This is a genomic window from Pirellulales bacterium (assembly GCA_035499655.1).
Lineage (GTDB): Bacteria > Planctomycetota > Planctomycetia > Pirellulales > JADZDJ01 > DATJYL01.
Window position 1 is genome coordinate 1 of the sequence record DATJYL010000004.1, and the last position, 16,796, is coordinate 16,796.

Annotated in this window: 17 protein-coding genes and 2 tRNA genes; 10 read left to right on the plus strand and 9 right to left on the minus strand. The window is 56.8% G+C overall.

Annotated features, from left to right (window positions below):
- Nucleotides 1-137: 137 nt before the first annotated feature.
- The 3 genes from VMJ32_00170 to VMJ32_00180 all read right to left on the minus strand — a co-directional run bounded on the left by VMJ32_00170 (nt 138) and on the right by VMJ32_00180 (nt 1,382).
- Complete coding sequence (locus VMJ32_00170) at nt 138-605, minus strand: hypothetical protein (protein ID HTQ37410.1); 468 nt, start codon at nt 603-605, stop codon at nt 138-140.
- A gap of 120 nt (nt 606-725) precedes the next feature.
- Nucleotides 726-798 (minus strand) — tRNA-Gly (locus VMJ32_00175).
- A gap of 167 nt (nt 799-965) precedes the next feature.
- Nucleotides 966-1,382, minus strand: a complete 417-nt coding sequence (locus VMJ32_00180) for a hypothetical protein (protein HTQ37411.1) — start codon at nt 1,380-1,382, stop codon at nt 966-968.
- Nucleotides 1,383-1,596: 214 nt separating this feature from the next.
- Between VMJ32_00180 and VMJ32_00185 the strand changes: the two genes are divergently transcribed.
- Nucleotides 1,597-1,669: transfer RNA gene (locus VMJ32_00185), tRNA-Arg, on the plus strand.
- Between the two features lie 213 nt (nt 1,670-1,882).
- Here the strand turns inward: VMJ32_00185 and VMJ32_00190 are convergent.
- Nucleotides 1,883-2,557, minus strand: coding sequence for a DUF6655 family protein (locus VMJ32_00190; GenBank protein HTQ37412.1), 675 nt, complete (start codon nt 2,555-2,557; stop codon nt 1,883-1,885).
- Nucleotides 2,558-2,665: 108 nt separating this feature from the next.
- On the opposite strand from VMJ32_00190, the gene VMJ32_00195 reads away from it, so the two are divergent.
- The 7 genes from VMJ32_00195 (at nt 2,666) to dnaB (ending at nt 7,673) form a co-directional block, all read left to right on the plus strand.
- Nucleotides 2,666-2,890, plus strand: a complete 225-nt coding sequence (locus tag VMJ32_00195) for a hypothetical protein (protein HTQ37413.1) — start codon at nt 2,666-2,668, stop codon at nt 2,888-2,890.
- 29 nt (nt 2,891-2,919) lie between these two features.
- Nucleotides 2,920-3,561, plus strand: a complete 642-nt coding sequence (locus VMJ32_00200; GenBank protein HTQ37414.1) for a 50S ribosomal protein L25 — start codon at nt 2,920-2,922, stop codon at nt 3,559-3,561.
- 122 nt (nt 3,562-3,683) lie between these two features.
- Nucleotides 3,684-4,244: an aminoacyl-tRNA hydrolase gene (gene pth, locus VMJ32_00205; protein ID HTQ37415.1), complete on the plus strand. Its 561-nt coding sequence runs from the start codon at nt 3,684-3,686 to the stop codon at nt 4,242-4,244.
- A gap of 136 nt (nt 4,245-4,380) precedes the next feature.
- Nucleotides 4,381-4,812 carry a 30S ribosomal protein S6 gene (gene rpsF / locus VMJ32_00210; GenBank protein HTQ37416.1) on the plus strand — a complete coding sequence of 144 codons (432 nt, stop codon included), beginning with the start codon at nt 4,381-4,383 and terminating at the stop codon, nt 4,810-4,812.
- Between the two features lie 82 nt (nt 4,813-4,894).
- The gene (gene ssb, locus VMJ32_00215; protein HTQ37417.1) at nt 4,895-5,365 is read left to right on the plus strand and encodes a single-stranded DNA-binding protein; all 471 of its coding nucleotides are present in this window, start codon (nt 4,895-4,897) and stop codon (nt 5,363-5,365) included.
- A 91-nt stretch (nt 5,366-5,456) separates the two neighbouring features.
- Nucleotides 5,457-6,119, plus strand: coding sequence for a 50S ribosomal protein L9 (rplI, locus tag VMJ32_00220; protein ID HTQ37418.1), 663 nt, complete (start codon nt 5,457-5,459; stop codon nt 6,117-6,119).
- Nucleotides 6,120-6,179: 60 nt separating this feature from the next.
- Nucleotides 6,180-7,673 carry a replicative DNA helicase gene (gene dnaB, locus VMJ32_00225; GenBank protein HTQ37419.1) on the plus strand — a complete coding sequence of 498 codons (1,494 nt, stop codon included), beginning with the start codon at nt 6,180-6,182 and terminating at the stop codon, nt 7,671-7,673.
- A 245-nt stretch (nt 7,674-7,918) separates the two neighbouring features.
- Here dnaB and VMJ32_00230 read toward each other — a convergent pair whose 3' ends face one another.
- Complete coding sequence (locus VMJ32_00230; protein HTQ37420.1) at nt 7,919-9,232, minus strand: PQQ-binding-like beta-propeller repeat protein; 1,314 nt, start codon at nt 9,230-9,232, stop codon at nt 7,919-7,921.
- A 415-nt stretch (nt 9,233-9,647) separates the two neighbouring features.
- On the opposite strand from VMJ32_00230, the gene VMJ32_00235 reads away from it, so the two are divergent.
- Entirely contained in the window at nt 9,648-10,124 is a 477-nt protein-coding gene (locus VMJ32_00235; protein HTQ37421.1) for a CAP domain-containing protein, read from the plus strand.
- A gap of 107 nt (nt 10,125-10,231) precedes the next feature.
- On the opposite strand, the gene VMJ32_00240 is transcribed toward VMJ32_00235, so the two are convergent.
- Both VMJ32_00240 and VMJ32_00245 read right to left on the minus strand, forming a co-directional pair.
- The gene (locus VMJ32_00240; protein HTQ37422.1) at nt 10,232-10,906 is read right to left on the minus strand and encodes a DUF1080 domain-containing protein; all 675 of its coding nucleotides are present in this window, start codon (nt 10,904-10,906) and stop codon (nt 10,232-10,234) included.
- A gap of 108 nt (nt 10,907-11,014) precedes the next feature.
- Nucleotides 11,015-11,935, minus strand: coding sequence for a lysophospholipid acyltransferase family protein (locus tag VMJ32_00245; GenBank protein HTQ37423.1), 921 nt, complete (start codon nt 11,933-11,935; stop codon nt 11,015-11,017).
- Nucleotides 11,936-12,262: 327 nt separating this feature from the next.
- On the opposite strand from VMJ32_00245, the gene VMJ32_00250 reads away from it, so the two are divergent.
- The gene (locus tag VMJ32_00250; GenBank protein HTQ37424.1) at nt 12,263-12,751 is read left to right on the plus strand and encodes a YfcE family phosphodiesterase; all 489 of its coding nucleotides are present in this window, start codon (nt 12,263-12,265) and stop codon (nt 12,749-12,751) included.
- A 57-nt stretch (nt 12,752-12,808) separates the two neighbouring features.
- On the opposite strand, the gene rimI is transcribed toward VMJ32_00250, so the two are convergent.
- Nucleotides 12,809-13,327, minus strand: a complete 519-nt coding sequence (gene rimI, locus VMJ32_00255; GenBank protein HTQ37425.1) for a ribosomal protein S18-alanine N-acetyltransferase — start codon at nt 13,325-13,327, stop codon at nt 12,809-12,811.
- A gap of 236 nt (nt 13,328-13,563) precedes the next feature.
- On the minus strand, nt 13,564-16,796 hold a 3,233-nt coding region (locus tag VMJ32_00260; protein ID HTQ37426.1), incomplete at its 5' end, for a hypothetical protein.

The window sequence follows — 16,796 nt, forward strand, 5'->3', positions numbered from 1 at the left end:
ATCGACAGGCTGGGGCGTTCCCAGCCGCGCCGCGTGTTGAGTCTCCGGTCAGGGCTACGCCCTTCCCTCCGACTCAACACGCGAACTAAACCCTAACCGATTCTCTCACAGACACTGGTACTGAAATCGGGAAGGGGTCACTCGGACACTGCCCAGCGGAAAACCCGTTTGATCTTGCCGATGCGGCTATTGATGACGCCCCGGCTGAGGTCGTCGCTGATCATTCGCTGCTGCAGGGCCTTGAGTGCCAGCGGGCCAAAGTCACAGGCCAATGTATGCCCATACAATCGCCGCAGCGGTCGCAGGGCGTAGCGAATGTTTTTGAGCTCCTCCGACGGCCGGCCGTGCTTGCGATAATGGCGCTTGGCGAATTCCCAATACTGCACGAGCATTTCACTGACGGTCAGGCCGCCGGCGGCGGGCTGGGCAGGGGGCTGGCGGCCGCAGGCCAACCACTCCGCGATGCGGCGGTCATACTCGCCGCGGCTGGCGGCGGAGTTCCAGAGGCCGAGATAAAAGTCTTGACCGTTGATGGTGACCACGGCTTGGCCACTGGGCTTGTGATGGCGGTAAGTAGGAACAGCAGACAGGTGACGGTATGGCATAGCGCAAATCCCCAAAACATCTCGCGCCGGTAGACTACCGGCGTTCGAGAGTTATCAGGGCCGCGCTGCCGACCGTCGGCAGGTCTCCTAAATCCAGGTATCGGCCGAAGTTACGTTCAGAGCGGGCGAAGGGACTCGAACCCTCGACATCCAGCTTGGGAAGCTAGCGCTCTACCAACTGAGCTACGCCCGCGGTGCTGACTGGAAGGCACGGTTTCAGTCTACCACGGCCTGAGCGCAGAGCAATATCTTGATTCTCAGGGGTTTTGTACCATGCAATCCGAGAACAAAATTCGAAATCCGAATCGCGTAGTGCCGGAAATAAATCCCGAGCACGAAATTCAAAGTGGGGTATACCGACTAAAAGTTGGATTCCAGCACGCCGGAGTCGGAAAGAATGTGGTGATACACGGTGCCTTTGTTTCCTAATTCCATGTAGCACTTGCGCTCGCTGGTGACGCCCAGTTCGGCATAGCGATCGCTGTTCTCGGGATTGGCATTGGCCGCCACGCTTCTGCGGCCGACGATTTTATCGGCCACGATTTGGCTGCTCTTGCCGCTAAAGTTGATTCCTTTGCCGTCGATCACGGCCACTTCTTTTCCCTGCTCGTCGACCAACTGAATTTTGGTGATGCCCAAGAGTTCGCCGTGATCTTGATTGAACGAGCCGGCGCCCATCGAAAATATGGCCACCGGCAGAATTGCGAGCAGGCCGACCAGGAGCTTGAGCAATGTGTTTTGTCGCTCCAGTAGTAGCACTCGGCGTTCGATTTCCATGACGCTCTCCTTGTAAAAGTGAATATAATTTTGATCGTGATTCAACTAAGCCGTCCGGCAGCATTTGGATATTGCCAGGTGGTGTTTGATATATCTTCTCCGAGTTGCGCTTGGTCCGCGACTGTTCAAACCGCAAAACAATGCGGATAATCAAACGGTCTGGCGATGTGGATGCTGGCCGATGGCGGTCTTGGGAATCGCCCTGCAAGCAGCCGCCCCCGTAGCTCAGAGGATAGAGCGAGTGTTTCCTAAACACTAGGCCGCAGGTTCGAGTCCTGCCGGGGGCATTGGAGGTGGTGAGCGGCTTGCCACTACCGCGTTGCGCTTCCCGGCGCGCCGGGATGCTCGGTTAATGGTTCGAATCGTGCTGGGGCACTTCATTTCCAGGCGGGATTTTCCGCAACTGGAAGGCCCATCAAATCCTAAGCGCGAATGTCGAATGTCGAAACAAATATCAAAATTCAAAACAAGCAGAACAACGTCCGGTTTTGGAGGTGAAACTATCGGACCGGCGTTCCGGGTTTTTGGGCTAGCATGGCGGCGGTTTCGGCGGCGGAGGGAGTTTCGTTGGTGGAGGCCACCAGTTCGCGCTGGACGCTGCCGGATTGTTGACCGCCCATGCCCAAGACTTGCCAGAAATTGTGATCGGCGCGGGCCAAGGAGTAGCCGGAATTGATGACGGGCTGCCGCGTTTTGGTATCGTAAGCGACGAGGGCTACTTTGGCGGTGCCCATGGATTTGTCGCGCTCGAACAGTGCAATGCGGGGCAAAGCGACCATGGCCGGCGGCGGCAACGCCATGCCGGGGAAGCCGAAAAACAAATCGTTGCGGTCGGTGCCGACGCCGCCGCTTCCGATTTCGAGCACGACGTCGGAATCGTCTTGTTTGGCGACCAAGGTGCAGTGGTTGGCCAGCAGTCGCTGGTGCAAAGCGATGAGCAAGTAGTTTTTATCGGTGCAATCGAGATACTGCGTGTCGACAAACACTTTGGCGCCGGCGATGGGACGCAGATCGAATTTGTCGAGCGCCTTGTCGTCGGCGCTGGAAATCAACAGTTGCTCGATGCCGGTGCGAGAAGTATCGGATTGTTTAATGGTCGCGCAGCCTAGCAGGTTGGCGGAAGTTAAAATGACGAGTGCCAATCGTGTTCGCAGAGGTATTGTGGGGCGAATCATAGGAAGGCCAGTGATGATGAGAACAGACAATTGAGCGCGGTATCGACACGCCGGCGCCAACTGTTATCGACCTGATAAAGCTTGACGATTGAGTAGACTTTGCGATGCATGCAAAAGCCGCTGTTAAATAGCGCAATTCGGGCAAAAAACGGGCAGGTTGTTGCATCGTTCGGCAATCGACGAGTAGCTAGTTTCTTGGTAGGCGGGGTTGCAATTCTGGCCATTTCAGGCAAAATGTTGGATTCGCTGTTGGTGATGCGTGTCCGTTGTGCATCGCCCAAATGGCAGCAACTCTTTCCTAGGAATGGATTTGTGACCGACGCCAACCGCTAGCGATTGGGTCGGCTACAGCAAACATCGATATGGCTGAAACATTGCAAGCAGATGTTCGAGATTCCAGCGGCAAGCGGAACGCCAAAAGGCTGCGTGCTGGCGGCAAGGTACCGGCGGTGTTGTACGGTCATGGACAAAAAACCGTGAGCTTGGCGGTGCCCGCGGAACAAATTTCCGCCGCGGTGCGGCATGGTTCCCGGGTGGTGAAATTAAAAGGGGCAGCCAACGACAGTGCATTGATCCGCGAGTTGCAGTACGACACGTTCGGTTTGGAAATTTTGCACGTTGATTTTGCTCGTGTATCTGAGCATGAACGGGTGCGCGTGAAGGTGCCTCTGGAGATTCGCGGCCAGGCCGCCGGCGTGAAAGAGGGGGGAGTGGTCGAGCATTTGATTCACACGGTGGAAATTGAATGTCCGGTGAGCTCCATTCCGGACAAAGTGATCATCAACGTGGCCGCGCTGAAGCTGGACGATTCGATGAGCGTGGGACAAGCGACGCTGCCGGAAGGGGCGAAAATTGTCAGTGGCGGCGACGAAATTGCCGTCCAGTGCTTGAAGCCGAAGGCAGTCGAAGAAGAAGCCACTGCAGAGCCTGCCGCCGAAGGAGCCGTGGAGCCAGAACTGATTCGCAAGGAAAAACCTGTGGAAGAAGAGGAAGAGAAAGTATAGCGAGGGATGTTGCGTTGGTTGGGCTGCCTGAACGGAGTTCAACGGAAGCGCCTGAGGCAAGGATTGACAACTGAAGCTGATTTCCTGACCCCATCACTCTGAACCCAAAAACATGGCCTGCCGTGAAACTAGTCGTGGGGTTGGGCAACCCCGGCCGCAAATATGAGGGCACACGCCACAATGTCGGATTTGCGGTGCTCTACGAATTGGCCCGGCGGCATCGTGTTGCGCGGGCAAAAACCAATTTTCAAGGAGAAATTAGCGAAGCCGAATTGAAAGGCCAAAAGGCCCTGCTTTTGTGGCCTCATACGTTTATGAACTTAAGCGGCGGCAGCGTGTTGGCGGCTCGAGATTTTTATAAGTTAGATACGGTCGACGTGCTGATTGTGTGCGACGATTTCAATCTGCCGTTAGGCAAGTTGCGGTTGCGAAGCGAAGGTTCCGCCGGCGGACAGAAGGGGCTGGCCGACGTGATCGAGCGGTTGGGAACCGAAGCGGTTCCGCGGTTGCGGATTGGCGTGGGGCCGGTTCCGCCGCAATGGGACCCGGCCGATTTTGTATTGGCGCGGTTTGGCAAGGAAGAATTAGTGGAGGTAGAATCGATCATTTCGCGAGCCGCGGATGCGGTCGAAGATTGGATTACCGGAGACATGCTTGGTTGCATGAATAAATACAACGGTTAGGAAGAGTCGAAAAGTCGAAAAGTCATTTTAAAGTGTGAGTGTCGGGAACGCTTCGGCTTTTTGACGTTTCGACCTTTCGACTTTTTGACCCTTTCAACCCTCGAACAGTTCACTCGACAAGATAAGGAACCATTTCGTGGCTCAGCACGTTTACGAAGGCATGTTCATTCTGGATTCGAATCGGTATGCCCGCGATGCCGCCGGCACCGTGGCGCAAATTCCCGGTGCCGTGGAGCAGTTTGGCGGCAAGATGTTGGCCAGCCGGCTATGGGAAGAACGCCGCTTGGCTTACCCCATCAAAGGGCACCGCAAAGGAACGTACTGGCTTACGTATTTCAAACTAGACGGCGATCAGGTCGGCAATTTGACGCGGCAATTTCAATTGAACGAAGCGGTGATTCGGAACCTGATGTTGAAAATCGACCCGCGGATTGCCGACACGATGGTGCAGCATGCCCTGACCGGCGGCGGACCGCTGGCGGAGCGCAAACCCAAGCCGGAAGCGGAAGCAGCGAAATTAGTCGACGACATGCCGGTGGACGAAATGGGCGAGCTGGACGAGGAATGATTGTATTTTGCTCGGCAATTTGTTAGCTTGATCGCGAGGACGATACGTTTGTTCAGCAAGAGCCAAGGCTCAGGAGGCCCGTATGGCCAGTTTCAACCGCGTGATTTTAGTGGGCAATCTCACCCGCGATCCGGAGTTGCGCTATATTCCCAGCGGCATGGCGGTGATGGATGTCGGCTTGGCGGTGAACGATCGGCGGAAAACGGCCCAGGGAGAATGGGTGGAAGACACGACGTTTGTGGACGTCACGCTGTGGGGCCGCACGGCGGAGGTGGCCAGCGAGTACCTCAATAAGGGATCGCCGGTGCTGATCGAAGGACGGTTGAAGCTTGATACGTGGGAAAAAGAAGGCAAGAAGCAATCCAAATTGCGCGTGGTTGGGGAGCGGATGCAAATGCTGGGCTCCAAAGGACAAGGCGGGGGGCAGGGTAAAGGGGGGCCGCGAGGAGCACGGGAATCGGCACCGCCGGCTGAAGCGGAATACAGCGCGGCCGAAGTCAGCGGTTACGAAGGTGGCGGCGAGTCGGGCGGGGCGCCCGATCTGCCATTTTAATTTTTGAATTTTGGTAGAGCGAGATTTGCACGATTAGAGAATCAAACCGGGCAGACCAAGTTCTGCGAATTTCCAAGCATAGGAATGAACCATGCCGACGACAAAAACTTCACCGAAAGCCAAATCGGGCCGCCAGCCGGCGCGCGATAAACGCCTGCAGCGCGGCCAGCACGGGGGCATCGAATTGCTGTTGATTCAATCGGTCGATCACCTGGGGAAGCAGGGTGAAGTGGTGGAGGTGAAGCGCGGCTATGCGATGAATTACTTGCTGCCGCAGGGCTTGGCGACGGTGGCGACGGAGCATCACAAGCGGATGGTCGAAAAGCACAAGGCCAAGTTGCTGCAAATCCAGCACGAACGTTTGGCCGGGTTGCGTCAACTGGCGGACCGCATCACGGCGCAAAGCGTGACCATTGAAGCCAACGCCAACGACGAGGGGCACTTGTATGGTTCTGTCGGCGCACCAGAAATTGTGCGGGCTTTGAAGCAGCAGGAAATTACCGTGACGCCTGACCAAGTGCGGCTGAAAGGGCCGCTGAAGGAACTTGGGCTGTACACGGTCGAAGTGCATTTGGGCCAGGAAATTGAAGCTCAATTGAAGGTTTGGGTAGTGCCGACGGTCGGCGATGTTGAGGCCGAAGCGAAGCCGGAAGCCAAAGAAGGGGAAGCCAAGCCGACCGATTCGAAGGAGTCGAAATCGGCCGAAGCGAAGTCGGCCGTCAAGCAGGGGTCGAAGTCGTCGGCAAAATCATAGCCGGCACCTGTTCCTGGCGTGCGTAGTTTGCGGTCGTATTGCAGCAGGGAGGACTCGCTCATGGCCACCGTCGATCGCAAGCCCAGTAATAAGCCGCCGCGGAAAGCGCCGGTGACCTCCGAGATTCTCGATCGGCAGCCGCCGCGCAGCCTGGAAGCGGAAAAAGCCGTATTGGGGAGCATGCTGCTGTTGCCTTCCTCCTGCGACGAAGTTTCTCTCATTATTCGCCCCGATGATTTCTATGACGAGGCTAATCGCAAGCTGTTCGCCCATTTAACGGCGATCAATGACGCTGGCAAGCGCGTTGATATGACATTGCTTGTCGAACGTCTGCGCACTTCAAACGAATATGATCCTATCGGTGGCGCGGCGTATTTAGCCGAAATCGCTCGCAGTGTCCCGACGGCAGCTAATGCTGTCCACTATGCTCAGATTGTGCGTGACAAGGCCGTACTTCGCTCGCTAATTGAATCTTGCACGGAAACTCTCCGAGATGCATATGAAGATAATGTGGAGGCACGGGAACAAGCAAGCCGCGCCGAACAGCGTATTTTTTCTGTTGTCGATACAAGGCAGCACAGAAATATTGTCGATGCTCATGAACTTCTCGTAGCAGCGATGGAACGTATCGAGAAGCGGGAAAATGGCCAGCATACGATTGCTGGCGTCGACACAGGCTTTTTAGAACTTGATGGATTAATGGGCGGCCTCCACAACGGAGAACTCATTATCTTGGCCGCACGTCCGAGCATGGGAAAGACCGCTCTTGCCCTGAATATCGCGGAATATGTGTCGTGCAATCTAAGAGTGCCCACGTTAGTGGTTAGCCTGGAAATGTCGCAGCTTGAACTTGCTGACCGGCTGCTTTGCGCACATGCCCGCGTCGACGGAAGAAAAATACGCTCAAGCCACCCAACAAAAGAGGATCGAGCAAAGCTTATCCAGTCATGTGGTGCTATCAGCGATGCTCCTTTATACATTGACGACAGTCCGACACGCACTGTTACAGAAATTGCATCGACTTGTAGACGGCTGAGTAGAATCGTTCAAAAGCGATACAAAGGCGACGAGTCGAAAAAGCTCGGCCTCGTTGTCGTGGACTATTTGCAACTGATTGAACCTGACAACCAGAAGGACCAGCGGCAAGAACAAGTGGCCAGAATCGCTCGCCGGCTAAAGGGCTTGGCACGCGAGCTTAAGATTCCTGTTCTTTGCCTAGCGCAGCTAAATCGACAGGCCGAACAGGGCGGCAGCCCAATTCCAAGGCTAAGTCACCTGAGAGAATCAGGAGCAATAGAGCAAGACGCCGACGTGGTAATGTTCGTACACCGTCCGGAATACTACATGACACCCGAAGAACGCGAACAGGCTCAGCAAAACGGTGACAGTGACGGCATGCTAACCAGAGCGGATATTTTTATCGCCAAGCAGCGCAATGGCCCTACCGGGGATATTAAATTGCTTTGGCAAAAAGAATTTACGCGATTCTCAAATTTGGCGCACAAACAATACGACGAGTTTGAGCAATTCGCCCCGAGCGGCGAACCGTTTTGAGAGGCTGCGACGAAACTATCTCCGGGAACCCTCAACCCAGCCCTCTCCCAAAGGGAGCTTTGCCTCACAATCCAGTCAATGTCATTATCGGTTGGAGTGCCATGGCCACTGCTTTGCGTGGCCATGCATGAACTCTCTGGGTCGGTCATGCCCACACCGAGCTGTGGGCATGGCACCCACATTCAAATTCGAAGTTATGAGGCAAAGCCCCCGAAGGGAGAGTGAGTAATGGTGCAGGCTCTCATTCACTTCACTTTGTAGCACAGCAGTGCGTCTTGCTCGCGGAGGTAGAGCTTACCGCCGGCGATGACGGGGTGGGGCCAACTGGGCTTGGAGACATCGGGAATGGTGAACGTGCCTTCGACTTTGAGGCCGTCAGGCGAGGCGTCGAGCAGGGCCATGGTGCCGTCTTCGTAACGGAAGTAGAGGCGGCCATCGGCATAGGCGATGGCGGCGGAGCCTTTGCCGGGGCCGCGTTCTTTTCCGCCCCAGACAATTTTGCCGGTTTTCCACTCGATGCAAGTGGGAAAGCCTTGGTTTTGTCCGTTTCCGCCGTAAATGTAATCGCCCACCATCACGACGCCGCCGTGATGGTTGTTGAATTGTTTGGCGTCCAGAAAATAAACTTCGTCAGCTTTTACACCGTCGCCGTCGGGTTCCAGCTTTAACAGCGCGGAGCCGGTGCCATAGCTGGTGGTGGTGAAAATGTAATCGCCATTGACCAAGGGCGTGGTAATGTTGGCGCCCTGGTTGGCGATGCGGGGATAGCCCCACAAGTATTTTCCGTCTTCGCTCACGCCGATTAATCCGCGCCCGACGAGTTGCACATATTGCTTTTTGCCGGCGCCGTTGGAAATGACGACGGAGGAGTAACCGGCGCCATCTTTTCCGTGGCCGCCTAAATCTGGGATAGCGCAGCGCCAGATTTCGTCACCGGTTTTTTTATTGAGGGCGACGAGCATGGCGTCTTTGCCGCCGGGGGTGCAGATGAGCTTATCGCCATCGACCAAGGGGGATTCGCTAAATCCCCAAATGGACATCATTTTACCGCCGAAATCGGCCGGGAAGCTTTTCTTCCAGACCACGTTGCCGGTGGCGGCATCGCAACAGACCAAATCGCCTTGGGAACCGAGGGCATACACCAGATCGCCATCGGCGGCCGGGGTGCAGCGAGCGCCCGGTTTGCCGGCGTTATCGCCAAATTTTCCGACCGGGGTGCACCATAAGATTTGGCCATTGTTTTTTAAGTCGAGAGCCAGAACGGTTTCCTGGCCGTCGCGCGAACCCATGGTGTAGATGCGACCGTTTTGGATCGATATGCCCGCGAAGCCATCGCCCAGACCGGTCGCTTTCCAAGCCAGTTCGGGACCGCCTTCGGGCCACTCGTGAAGGAGTCCGGTTTCGGTGGAAACACCGTCGCGGTTGGGTCCTTGCCATTGGGGCCATTCGCCAGGTCGGGCGGTCAATTCGGCGGCCTTTGTGAGGGAGTCGGTGGAGGCGTAGGTGAGGAGCAGACTGGGGAGCAAACAGCTAAGCAAAATGGCTGTGGGGAACCTCATGCTTGAACTCCTAAAGAACGTGAAGGCTGCGCAGCTTGAGATGCCATCCCTGGGCCTGAGAAAGACATCAAGCATTGAGCTTCAAGGCAGGTTTAAGGACGAAATCCTAAAAGATAGATGAACGTAAATCAAGTCCCTGCAAAGGATTGTAGAAAATAATGTGTAGTGGACCCATTACCCCCTTGCGGTGCCAGCATTGCCTGTTACCCTAATTCTCCTCACCGGAAAACTTGCCGCTGGATGCGTATCTTCGGGTGACCTAGGACTTTGAGAAGATAGCAGCCCGGCGGCAACCTACCAAACGGCAGTTCGAGCCACGGATGTTCCCGGAGGCGGGAAAAGCTCGATTTTGCCCAGTTGCATTGTTTCATCAAGCGAATCCCGGTCTGCCGGGAACCCCAGGAGGAGGAATCGCATGTGTTCGAAATTGAGAGTTTCTGCGTTGTTTGGTGCGTTTTTGTTCGGTCAAGCGGCGATGGTTTTGGCGAACGATTCGGACTCGCAGGCCCGAAGCGCCCCTGCCAAAACGAGCGAAACTACAGCGCCGACCGGCCCCAAGCTGTTCGAAGTTGAACGGCAAATGATCGAGCAAACCAACGCCCAACGGGCTAAATACGGCCTGCCGCCATTGTTGATCGATCAAAGCCTGGAAAATACGGCCCGATCGCACACCATTTGGATGACCAATAATCGGGCGTTGCAGCATAGTACGGCTAACATCGGCGAAAATATCGCCATGGGGCAACAGACGACTAGCGAGGCCGTAACCGATTGGATGAACAGTCCCGGGCACCGGGCCAACATTTTGAACAGTAGCTACAAGCGAACTGGCGTGGCCGCTTACCGCACGCCCGATGGCACGATTTACTGGTGTCAACAGTTTTTGCCGTGACGATGGTTTGCGACTTCGCGCTTTCGACTGGCGGCAATTGGTTACTAAAGCTAAAGCCCAGGGGGGTAAACCCCTGGGCTTTTTTCCCCCCCGAAGGCAAATTGCCGTCAAGGCAAATCCATGATTTCGATATTTTTGAACTCGACTTGCATCTTTGGTCCCATGTGCAATTGCAGGGCGATGACGCCGTCGGAGGCGCCCTTTTGAGCGTCCTTCTCGGTGTAATCGACGGTGGTGAAGCCGTTGACTTGTTCCTGGATGTGCGGGCCGTCGGCGGTGATGGTGTATTCGGCCCACTCGCCGGGCACGTAATGTTTTTTTAGTTCATCTTCGTCGACTTGGACCAGCGTGCCGCGTCCTTTTTCCTCGTACAGATTTCCGGTGTATTTTTTCTCGGCCATGTCGGCCTGATAACCGGAGCAAACGAAATCATCTAATTCCTTGCTGCGAAATTGAACGCCGCTATTGTGGTTGCGCAGCTTAAATGTGGCCTTGAGCACAAAGTTTTTGTATGGCTTGTCGTAAATGAGAAAGGTGTTGTGCTTGATTTGTTTGTCATCGGTGGAGCCGACGATGACGCCATCGACCACTTTCCACAGATCGGTGTCGCCGTGCCAGCCAGTTAGATCGTGACCGTTGAACAGGGGAACGAATTTGGCATCGGCGGGGGAAGAGGTTTCGGCCGGCGCATTGGCGGCGGGTGTGTCGGCTGCCAAAACGATCGCAGTGAATATCAGACCTGCGCCGACAACTGCGAGAGCCCAAAGTTTTTGCAACTTCATGGACGTTGCTCCTCAGGACACGGCCCGGATGATTCCGAGTGGAAAAGCGACCGCGGCAACGAACGTCATTGTAAGCAGTCGCGGGGCAAATTCCAATTGGCGGCCCAATTATCCGGGGGAGTTTTCGGGCTTTACGATAGCATTGGCCGAACGCCCATTCCGGCCGTTTAGCGAGGGGTTTTGTCCCTCGGTGAGTTTACCATCTGGAAGCATGTTGCCACCATGATTGCCATTGGCGTTGGGGTCGCCGTTTTCAATTTCTTCCTCGCCGGGTTTCCAGCGGCGACCGGCCAATTGCGGCTCGAACTCGGGGTGGCCGCCGAGGTGAGCCATTTCACGCAAGAGCCGCAAGGTGATTTCCTGCATGACGCCTTCTTCTTTCTCGCGGCCGTAGTATTCCGATAAATCAATGGGCTGGCCGATTTTCACGCGAACATGGGCCCGCATTTTCAAAGGACCCAAGGGCGTACCGTCGTAGGGGGAGCCGCTGATGAATACGGGGATGATGGGTACGCGGGCTTTGAGGGCGACCAGGGCGGCACCGGGTCGGCCTGGCAGCAACAGCTTATCGGTGGTTTCGTTGATGCGTCCTTCGGGGAACATACCGATGAGGCCGCCTTCCTGGGCGCGGCGGATGGCCTGCTTTGTGGCAGCGGTATCGACGCCGCCGCGGCCCACGGGAATAACCTGAAAGGCTCGCAACAGGCAGCCGAGGCCCGGGGTTTCGCAGTATTCGCGGGCGACCATCCAATAGACGACACGGCGGACAGAAGTTTGAATAAAGGAAGGATCGACGCCGCTGCGATGATTGGAAACGATGACGGCGCCCACGCCCTCTTGTTTTGGGAGCGACCCCTCGACGCGCGTTCCCCACAGCAGCCGAGCAATCAAGTAATTGATCGACCACATTACCGTTTGTCCGAAGGTCAGTGGGGAGCGTCGCCACCAAATGACAACCTTCGCCAGCAGGAAAACGATGAGCACCGCAATTGCGGAGTAAACCAACCGGTAGGTTGAATCAGCGATCATCATGTGGAAAATCAACGTTTGTCACCCGTCATACTGCGGCTGGTTTTGCTCGCTAAGACAATTCTATGCTTAAAACCCTTAACTAGATGATTCGCACACCGGCCCACTATAATCGTAGACGCCAATCATGGCGATGCCAGACAGAACATTAAGACATTATGGGGAAAGCGGATAGCGCGTCGGGTAGCGCGGCGGGCAGTTCTTTTGGAAATTGACGTTTTGTCGGCTTCCGACGGCGAAATCGGCAAGTAACCATTGGCAAGCGTTTGTTTCGAGGATCAATACTGCTGCTGTTCATTCCCCATTTCCAAACTGCAGTGCCGCACAATGCTTCTCGGCGTGATTAGCGATACCCATGGCCATGCAGCGAATACCCGCCGCGCGGTGCAAATGCTGGAGAGCCTGGGGGTGGAGGCAGTGTTGCACTGCGGCGACATAGGCTCGCCGGACATTGTTCCCTTGTTGTCGGCATGGCCAACGTATTATGTGTTTGGCAACGTGGATGGCGGCAGCCAGACTGTGGAGTTGCGGAAGGCGATTGAGCGGGCGGGACAAACGTGCCTGGGACGAATAGGTTCGCTGGAATTGGGTGGAGTAAAAATTGCCGTGTTGCACGGCGATGATGGACGGCTGTTAGATCAAACGATTGCCGAAGGCGGGCACGGTTTGGTGTGTCACGGCCACACGCACGTGCCGCGATGGGAGAAGATAGGCCAGACGATGGTGCTCAATCCTGGGGCGCTATATCGGGCCGATCCGCACACGATTGCCGTGGTGGAACTGCCGCAACTTAGAGCGGAGATTATTGCGGTGTGAGGCGCGATGGCTTGTGGGACATCACCGGGACTCAGACGGAGAGGCAATGACCAGGATTCAGCCAGCCAGCCGCGTGATGCGTTCTTCCTCGATGGCGGCGGTTTCGTCGCCGCGGAAGCGGTACTGCATGAGATAGGCGTCTTCGGGCGTATCTTCGTAAAAATCGCGGAGCACGCTGACAGCGCGGAAACCACAGGCGCGGAAGAACAACTGAGCGGCCAGATTCGTCTCGCGGATTTCCAGCAGAATGCGGTTGCGGCGCTGGGTGGAGAGCTTGCCGATTAACTTGTTGATCATTTGCTGACCCACGCCGGCACGACGAAAGCGCGAAGTGACGGCGAAATTAAGAATGTGCAAGCGGGATTTGTGCAACTCGTAAATCATGAAGCCGACGACCCGATCGTTATGCTCGGCGACCATGCCGATGCAGTTTCGCTGGCGCAAACAGCGGAGAAAATCGTTTTCGCACCAGGGGAATTCGAAGCTGGTGTTTTCGATAGCCAAGGCTTCGGGCATATCGCGGCGGATCATCCAGCGGATGTGAACCTTCAAGTCTTGCTTGAGATCGGAGCTCATCGAGGGCCTCCTTCCTTGTCGGCCTGTCGTGTTGCCGCCGAAGCGAATTGCTGTCGGCACCGCTGGTTGTGTCGTGGCCACCTTCGCCAGCTTGGGTTGCATGGCTACGGATGATTCCATCGACGTGGGGGCAGAAGCTAACAAATCGGCAGCCGCGTGCCAAGACGAACTGACGAAGGGGGCAATTTGCACAGCGAGGCCACAAGTTCGACCGCCAATGCTGGCCCGCAAAGACACTACCGGGGCTGCGAAAGTCGATATTGTCGAGCGAAATACAGACTTGCCGCCATGATTCCCAACCCTAACAGGCTGGGGGTTAGCCAAAACCACCACGCTAGCCCGACGGCTAACCCCAGTAATTGTGGTCCGAAGGCTTGGCAGGCCCCAATGAACCACCCCTGAGCCCATGCCAACCGAAATGCCAGCAGCCAGGCAATGGTCACCATGATAACGCAGGCCGAGGCGATCCAGCGTGAATGCCAACCGGCGATCGACAACTGAGGATATTCCACGGCCAGGGGACCGCCTTGGCCGCGAACCATGGTCAGTACTACGCTGCGATTTGCCGGCTGCAGCAGCGCCGCTAAATTCAACCAGTCGCCGGCCACAACAGGCTGAGCGGCTACCGGGGGAAGAGTGGGAGTAGCCGGCGTGGCCGATGTGGCAGACTGATTGGCCATTGGGGGAGGTTGCGTGACTGTGAGCGGAGTGGTTGCGGATGGAGTGGCTGCAGATGGGGTGGAAGTCGCGGATGGAGTGGCGGTGACTTTAAGGTCGGTCGATGGAGCGGCGGTAGTTCGAGCGGTCGATGGAGCGGCGGGTTGGCTTTCCGGATTTGGGTTGGCCAGTCGCCGAGCCAGGCGCGATTGATCTTGATCGACGGCGTTTAGCTCGGCCTGGGCAGCCTGGACTTCGTCGTCGGCGGATGCGGTTGATTTTGTCTGAATTAAATCCGCCCGTAATTCTTGGAATCGCTGTAACCAGGGAGAGTACCAGCGGGCGACATCGTCGGTCGATTCATCCAGGAGCAAGCCGGTGGCCAAATCGATGAAAGCGGCGGCGCCTTCCAGACGCAAAGACTGATGTCGCAGCGCGGAAATGGGAGTGCTTGTGGGCAGGATGGGTGCGCCGGCAACCGGGGGCGCCCACACGCTCCACAGGGTGCGTTCGACGGGGAGTTCGACCAATGTGGGGGCGGTAAGTTGCAAGTTCGTGGCGGGGGATTTTTCGACGGCGCCGGAGAAGATAACTTGTAAGTGTCTGGGAAGTTTGTTGTCGCCGAGCCAGACGTTCCAATGGTTTTCGCCCAGCGAGGAAAGTTGTGCGGGGGCAGCGTCGAGCTGCGCCTGAATAAGTTGCTCGCCGGGGGGAAGCTGCAATTCGCAACTTGAGGCGCCGGCGGGCTCCAAATCGAAGGCGGCCACCCCGCGGAAATCGCCGCCAGCGTCCCACGACCAGAGGACATCGACCAGTCGCACCTGAGAGTTGTCGTTGCTGCGATCTGCCGACCGCAAAGTAGCGCGGCAACGATCGCCAACCAATTGATACCAGCGATACGCCGTGGGATCAGAGACGGTGGCCGAGATGGCCTCGGGCGCCGAACGGGGGACCAATCCGCGGGTATCCCATGCCAGTTGTTGATTTTCCAGTCGACGAGGCAAGGAGAAATAGCGTGTTTGTCGAAAAACTCCTTGCAGGCGGACGTCGGGGGCGCTGGGCCTCTGGCCGGCGGCAATGGTTAGGGGCCCTTTGATTTGCAGATGCACGTCGTGTTGCAAAGGCTCCGTGGGGCGTAAAACCAGCTGACGACGACCTTCTCCGGGAACGTCTTCCACACGCTGGGGAATTTGCGGAGTGATTTCGAAAGGACCTATCCAATTAGCCGGCAGATCGAAACGCAGCGAATCGACCACGCCGCTCTCGATGTGCAGATTGAGGTCGACGGTGGCCCGCCAGGCATCGGCGTTGCGATCCAAGGTGGTGACTTGCAGCGATTGGAGCTGGAGTTGATTCCGGTCGATTTGCAATCGAGCGGGTAGAAAGGCCTGTTCGCTTTGTAATACAGCGACTAATTTTCCCGGGTCGATTTTATCCGCGATTGCGTGTGGTTGTGCCTGCGAGGGATTGGCGGTCTGCTCCAGCAGACCATCGTGTTGAGCGTCGGCAAGGGCGGCGGCGAAGTCATTTTCCGGCAGCAGTTTTAACCCCGCCGCGTCTGCGACTTGGACGAGCACATCGGGCTGTCGAAAAACGAGCGTGCGGAAGCCCTCTGTGGCGGCGGCTTCAACCGTGATTGACGGCAAGGTGAATTTGGATGGGGGCGAAAGGGGAAGATGGCCGCGGACCAACACCACTTGCGGGCCATCGGCGAGTGAAGCGAGAAAGACGCTCAGCAAATCGGCGCTGCTGCGCGCCCAGCGGCAAGGCTGATCGACGTTTTGCCCGCGGACGGCAACGTCGTCGATTTCCAAATCCGACGGAATTTGCAACCGGTACTGAAAGACTTGTCCGTCGGAGGCGATCACATGGGCCGCCCAGTGCAGGTCGATTTCGTTTTGTCCAGCGATGGCCGCCAATTGACAGCGGGTAGAAAGTTTAGGTTGCCGAGGCCGCGTGGCGATGCTCCAAGGAGTTTCCGGTTGGGACGATTGCCAGGCAAGTTGAGGCTGCGATTCCCGCGTGGGCCATAGGGCGGCAAATTTTTCGGGAGCGATGTCGTTTCGTAGGGTGGGGGGAGAGAAAGAAAAATCCAGCTCCGGGTCTACCGTAACCGCCCAACATCGGTGTGCGATGCCGGCGCCGTTGACGTGCCACGACAGCGGTTGCCAACGGCCGATGCCGGAATCGCCAGCGAGTTGGAAAGCGACATCGACGGTGGCCTGTCCGGCGACCGGGCGAGCCAAATCGACGACAAATTCGTTTGGATTGTCAGGGGACGACCGCAATTGGGCGACCGCTACGGCAGCGGGGGGCGAATCGTGCTCGGCCGCATTGTTTTCAGGCAGAATGGGATGCCATCGCGGATCGGCCAGCAGGTGGAGCTGCTGGACATTGCCGGCGTGAACCTGCAGACGAATCCGAGCATTGATGATGACCGAGTCCGGCCGAATTCGGAGCCAATATAATTCGTCGGTGTCGAAAACCGTCGCTGTGGCCTGAGCGGGGTGTTCGGCATTGGCCGGCAACATAGACACGATGCGGTGGGCGGGGCCGAGCCAAAGAAGCGGCGGTGCTGGTTGGATTTTCTCAGACGCTCCCTGCGCAGATGTGATCGCAAGCGGTAGTGAATTTGCGGGCATGGCCGTCAGATCGATTTGCGAGGCGGCGACGGCGGGGACGGCGAAATCGAGCCCGGTGGAACGGACAATGGGCCGCAGCATCATCTGGAGATGATGGGGACCAACGCGGTTGAGCTCGACGAGCAATCGCTTTTGTGATTCGTCGGCCTGGAAGGGGGTTGATTGTCCGT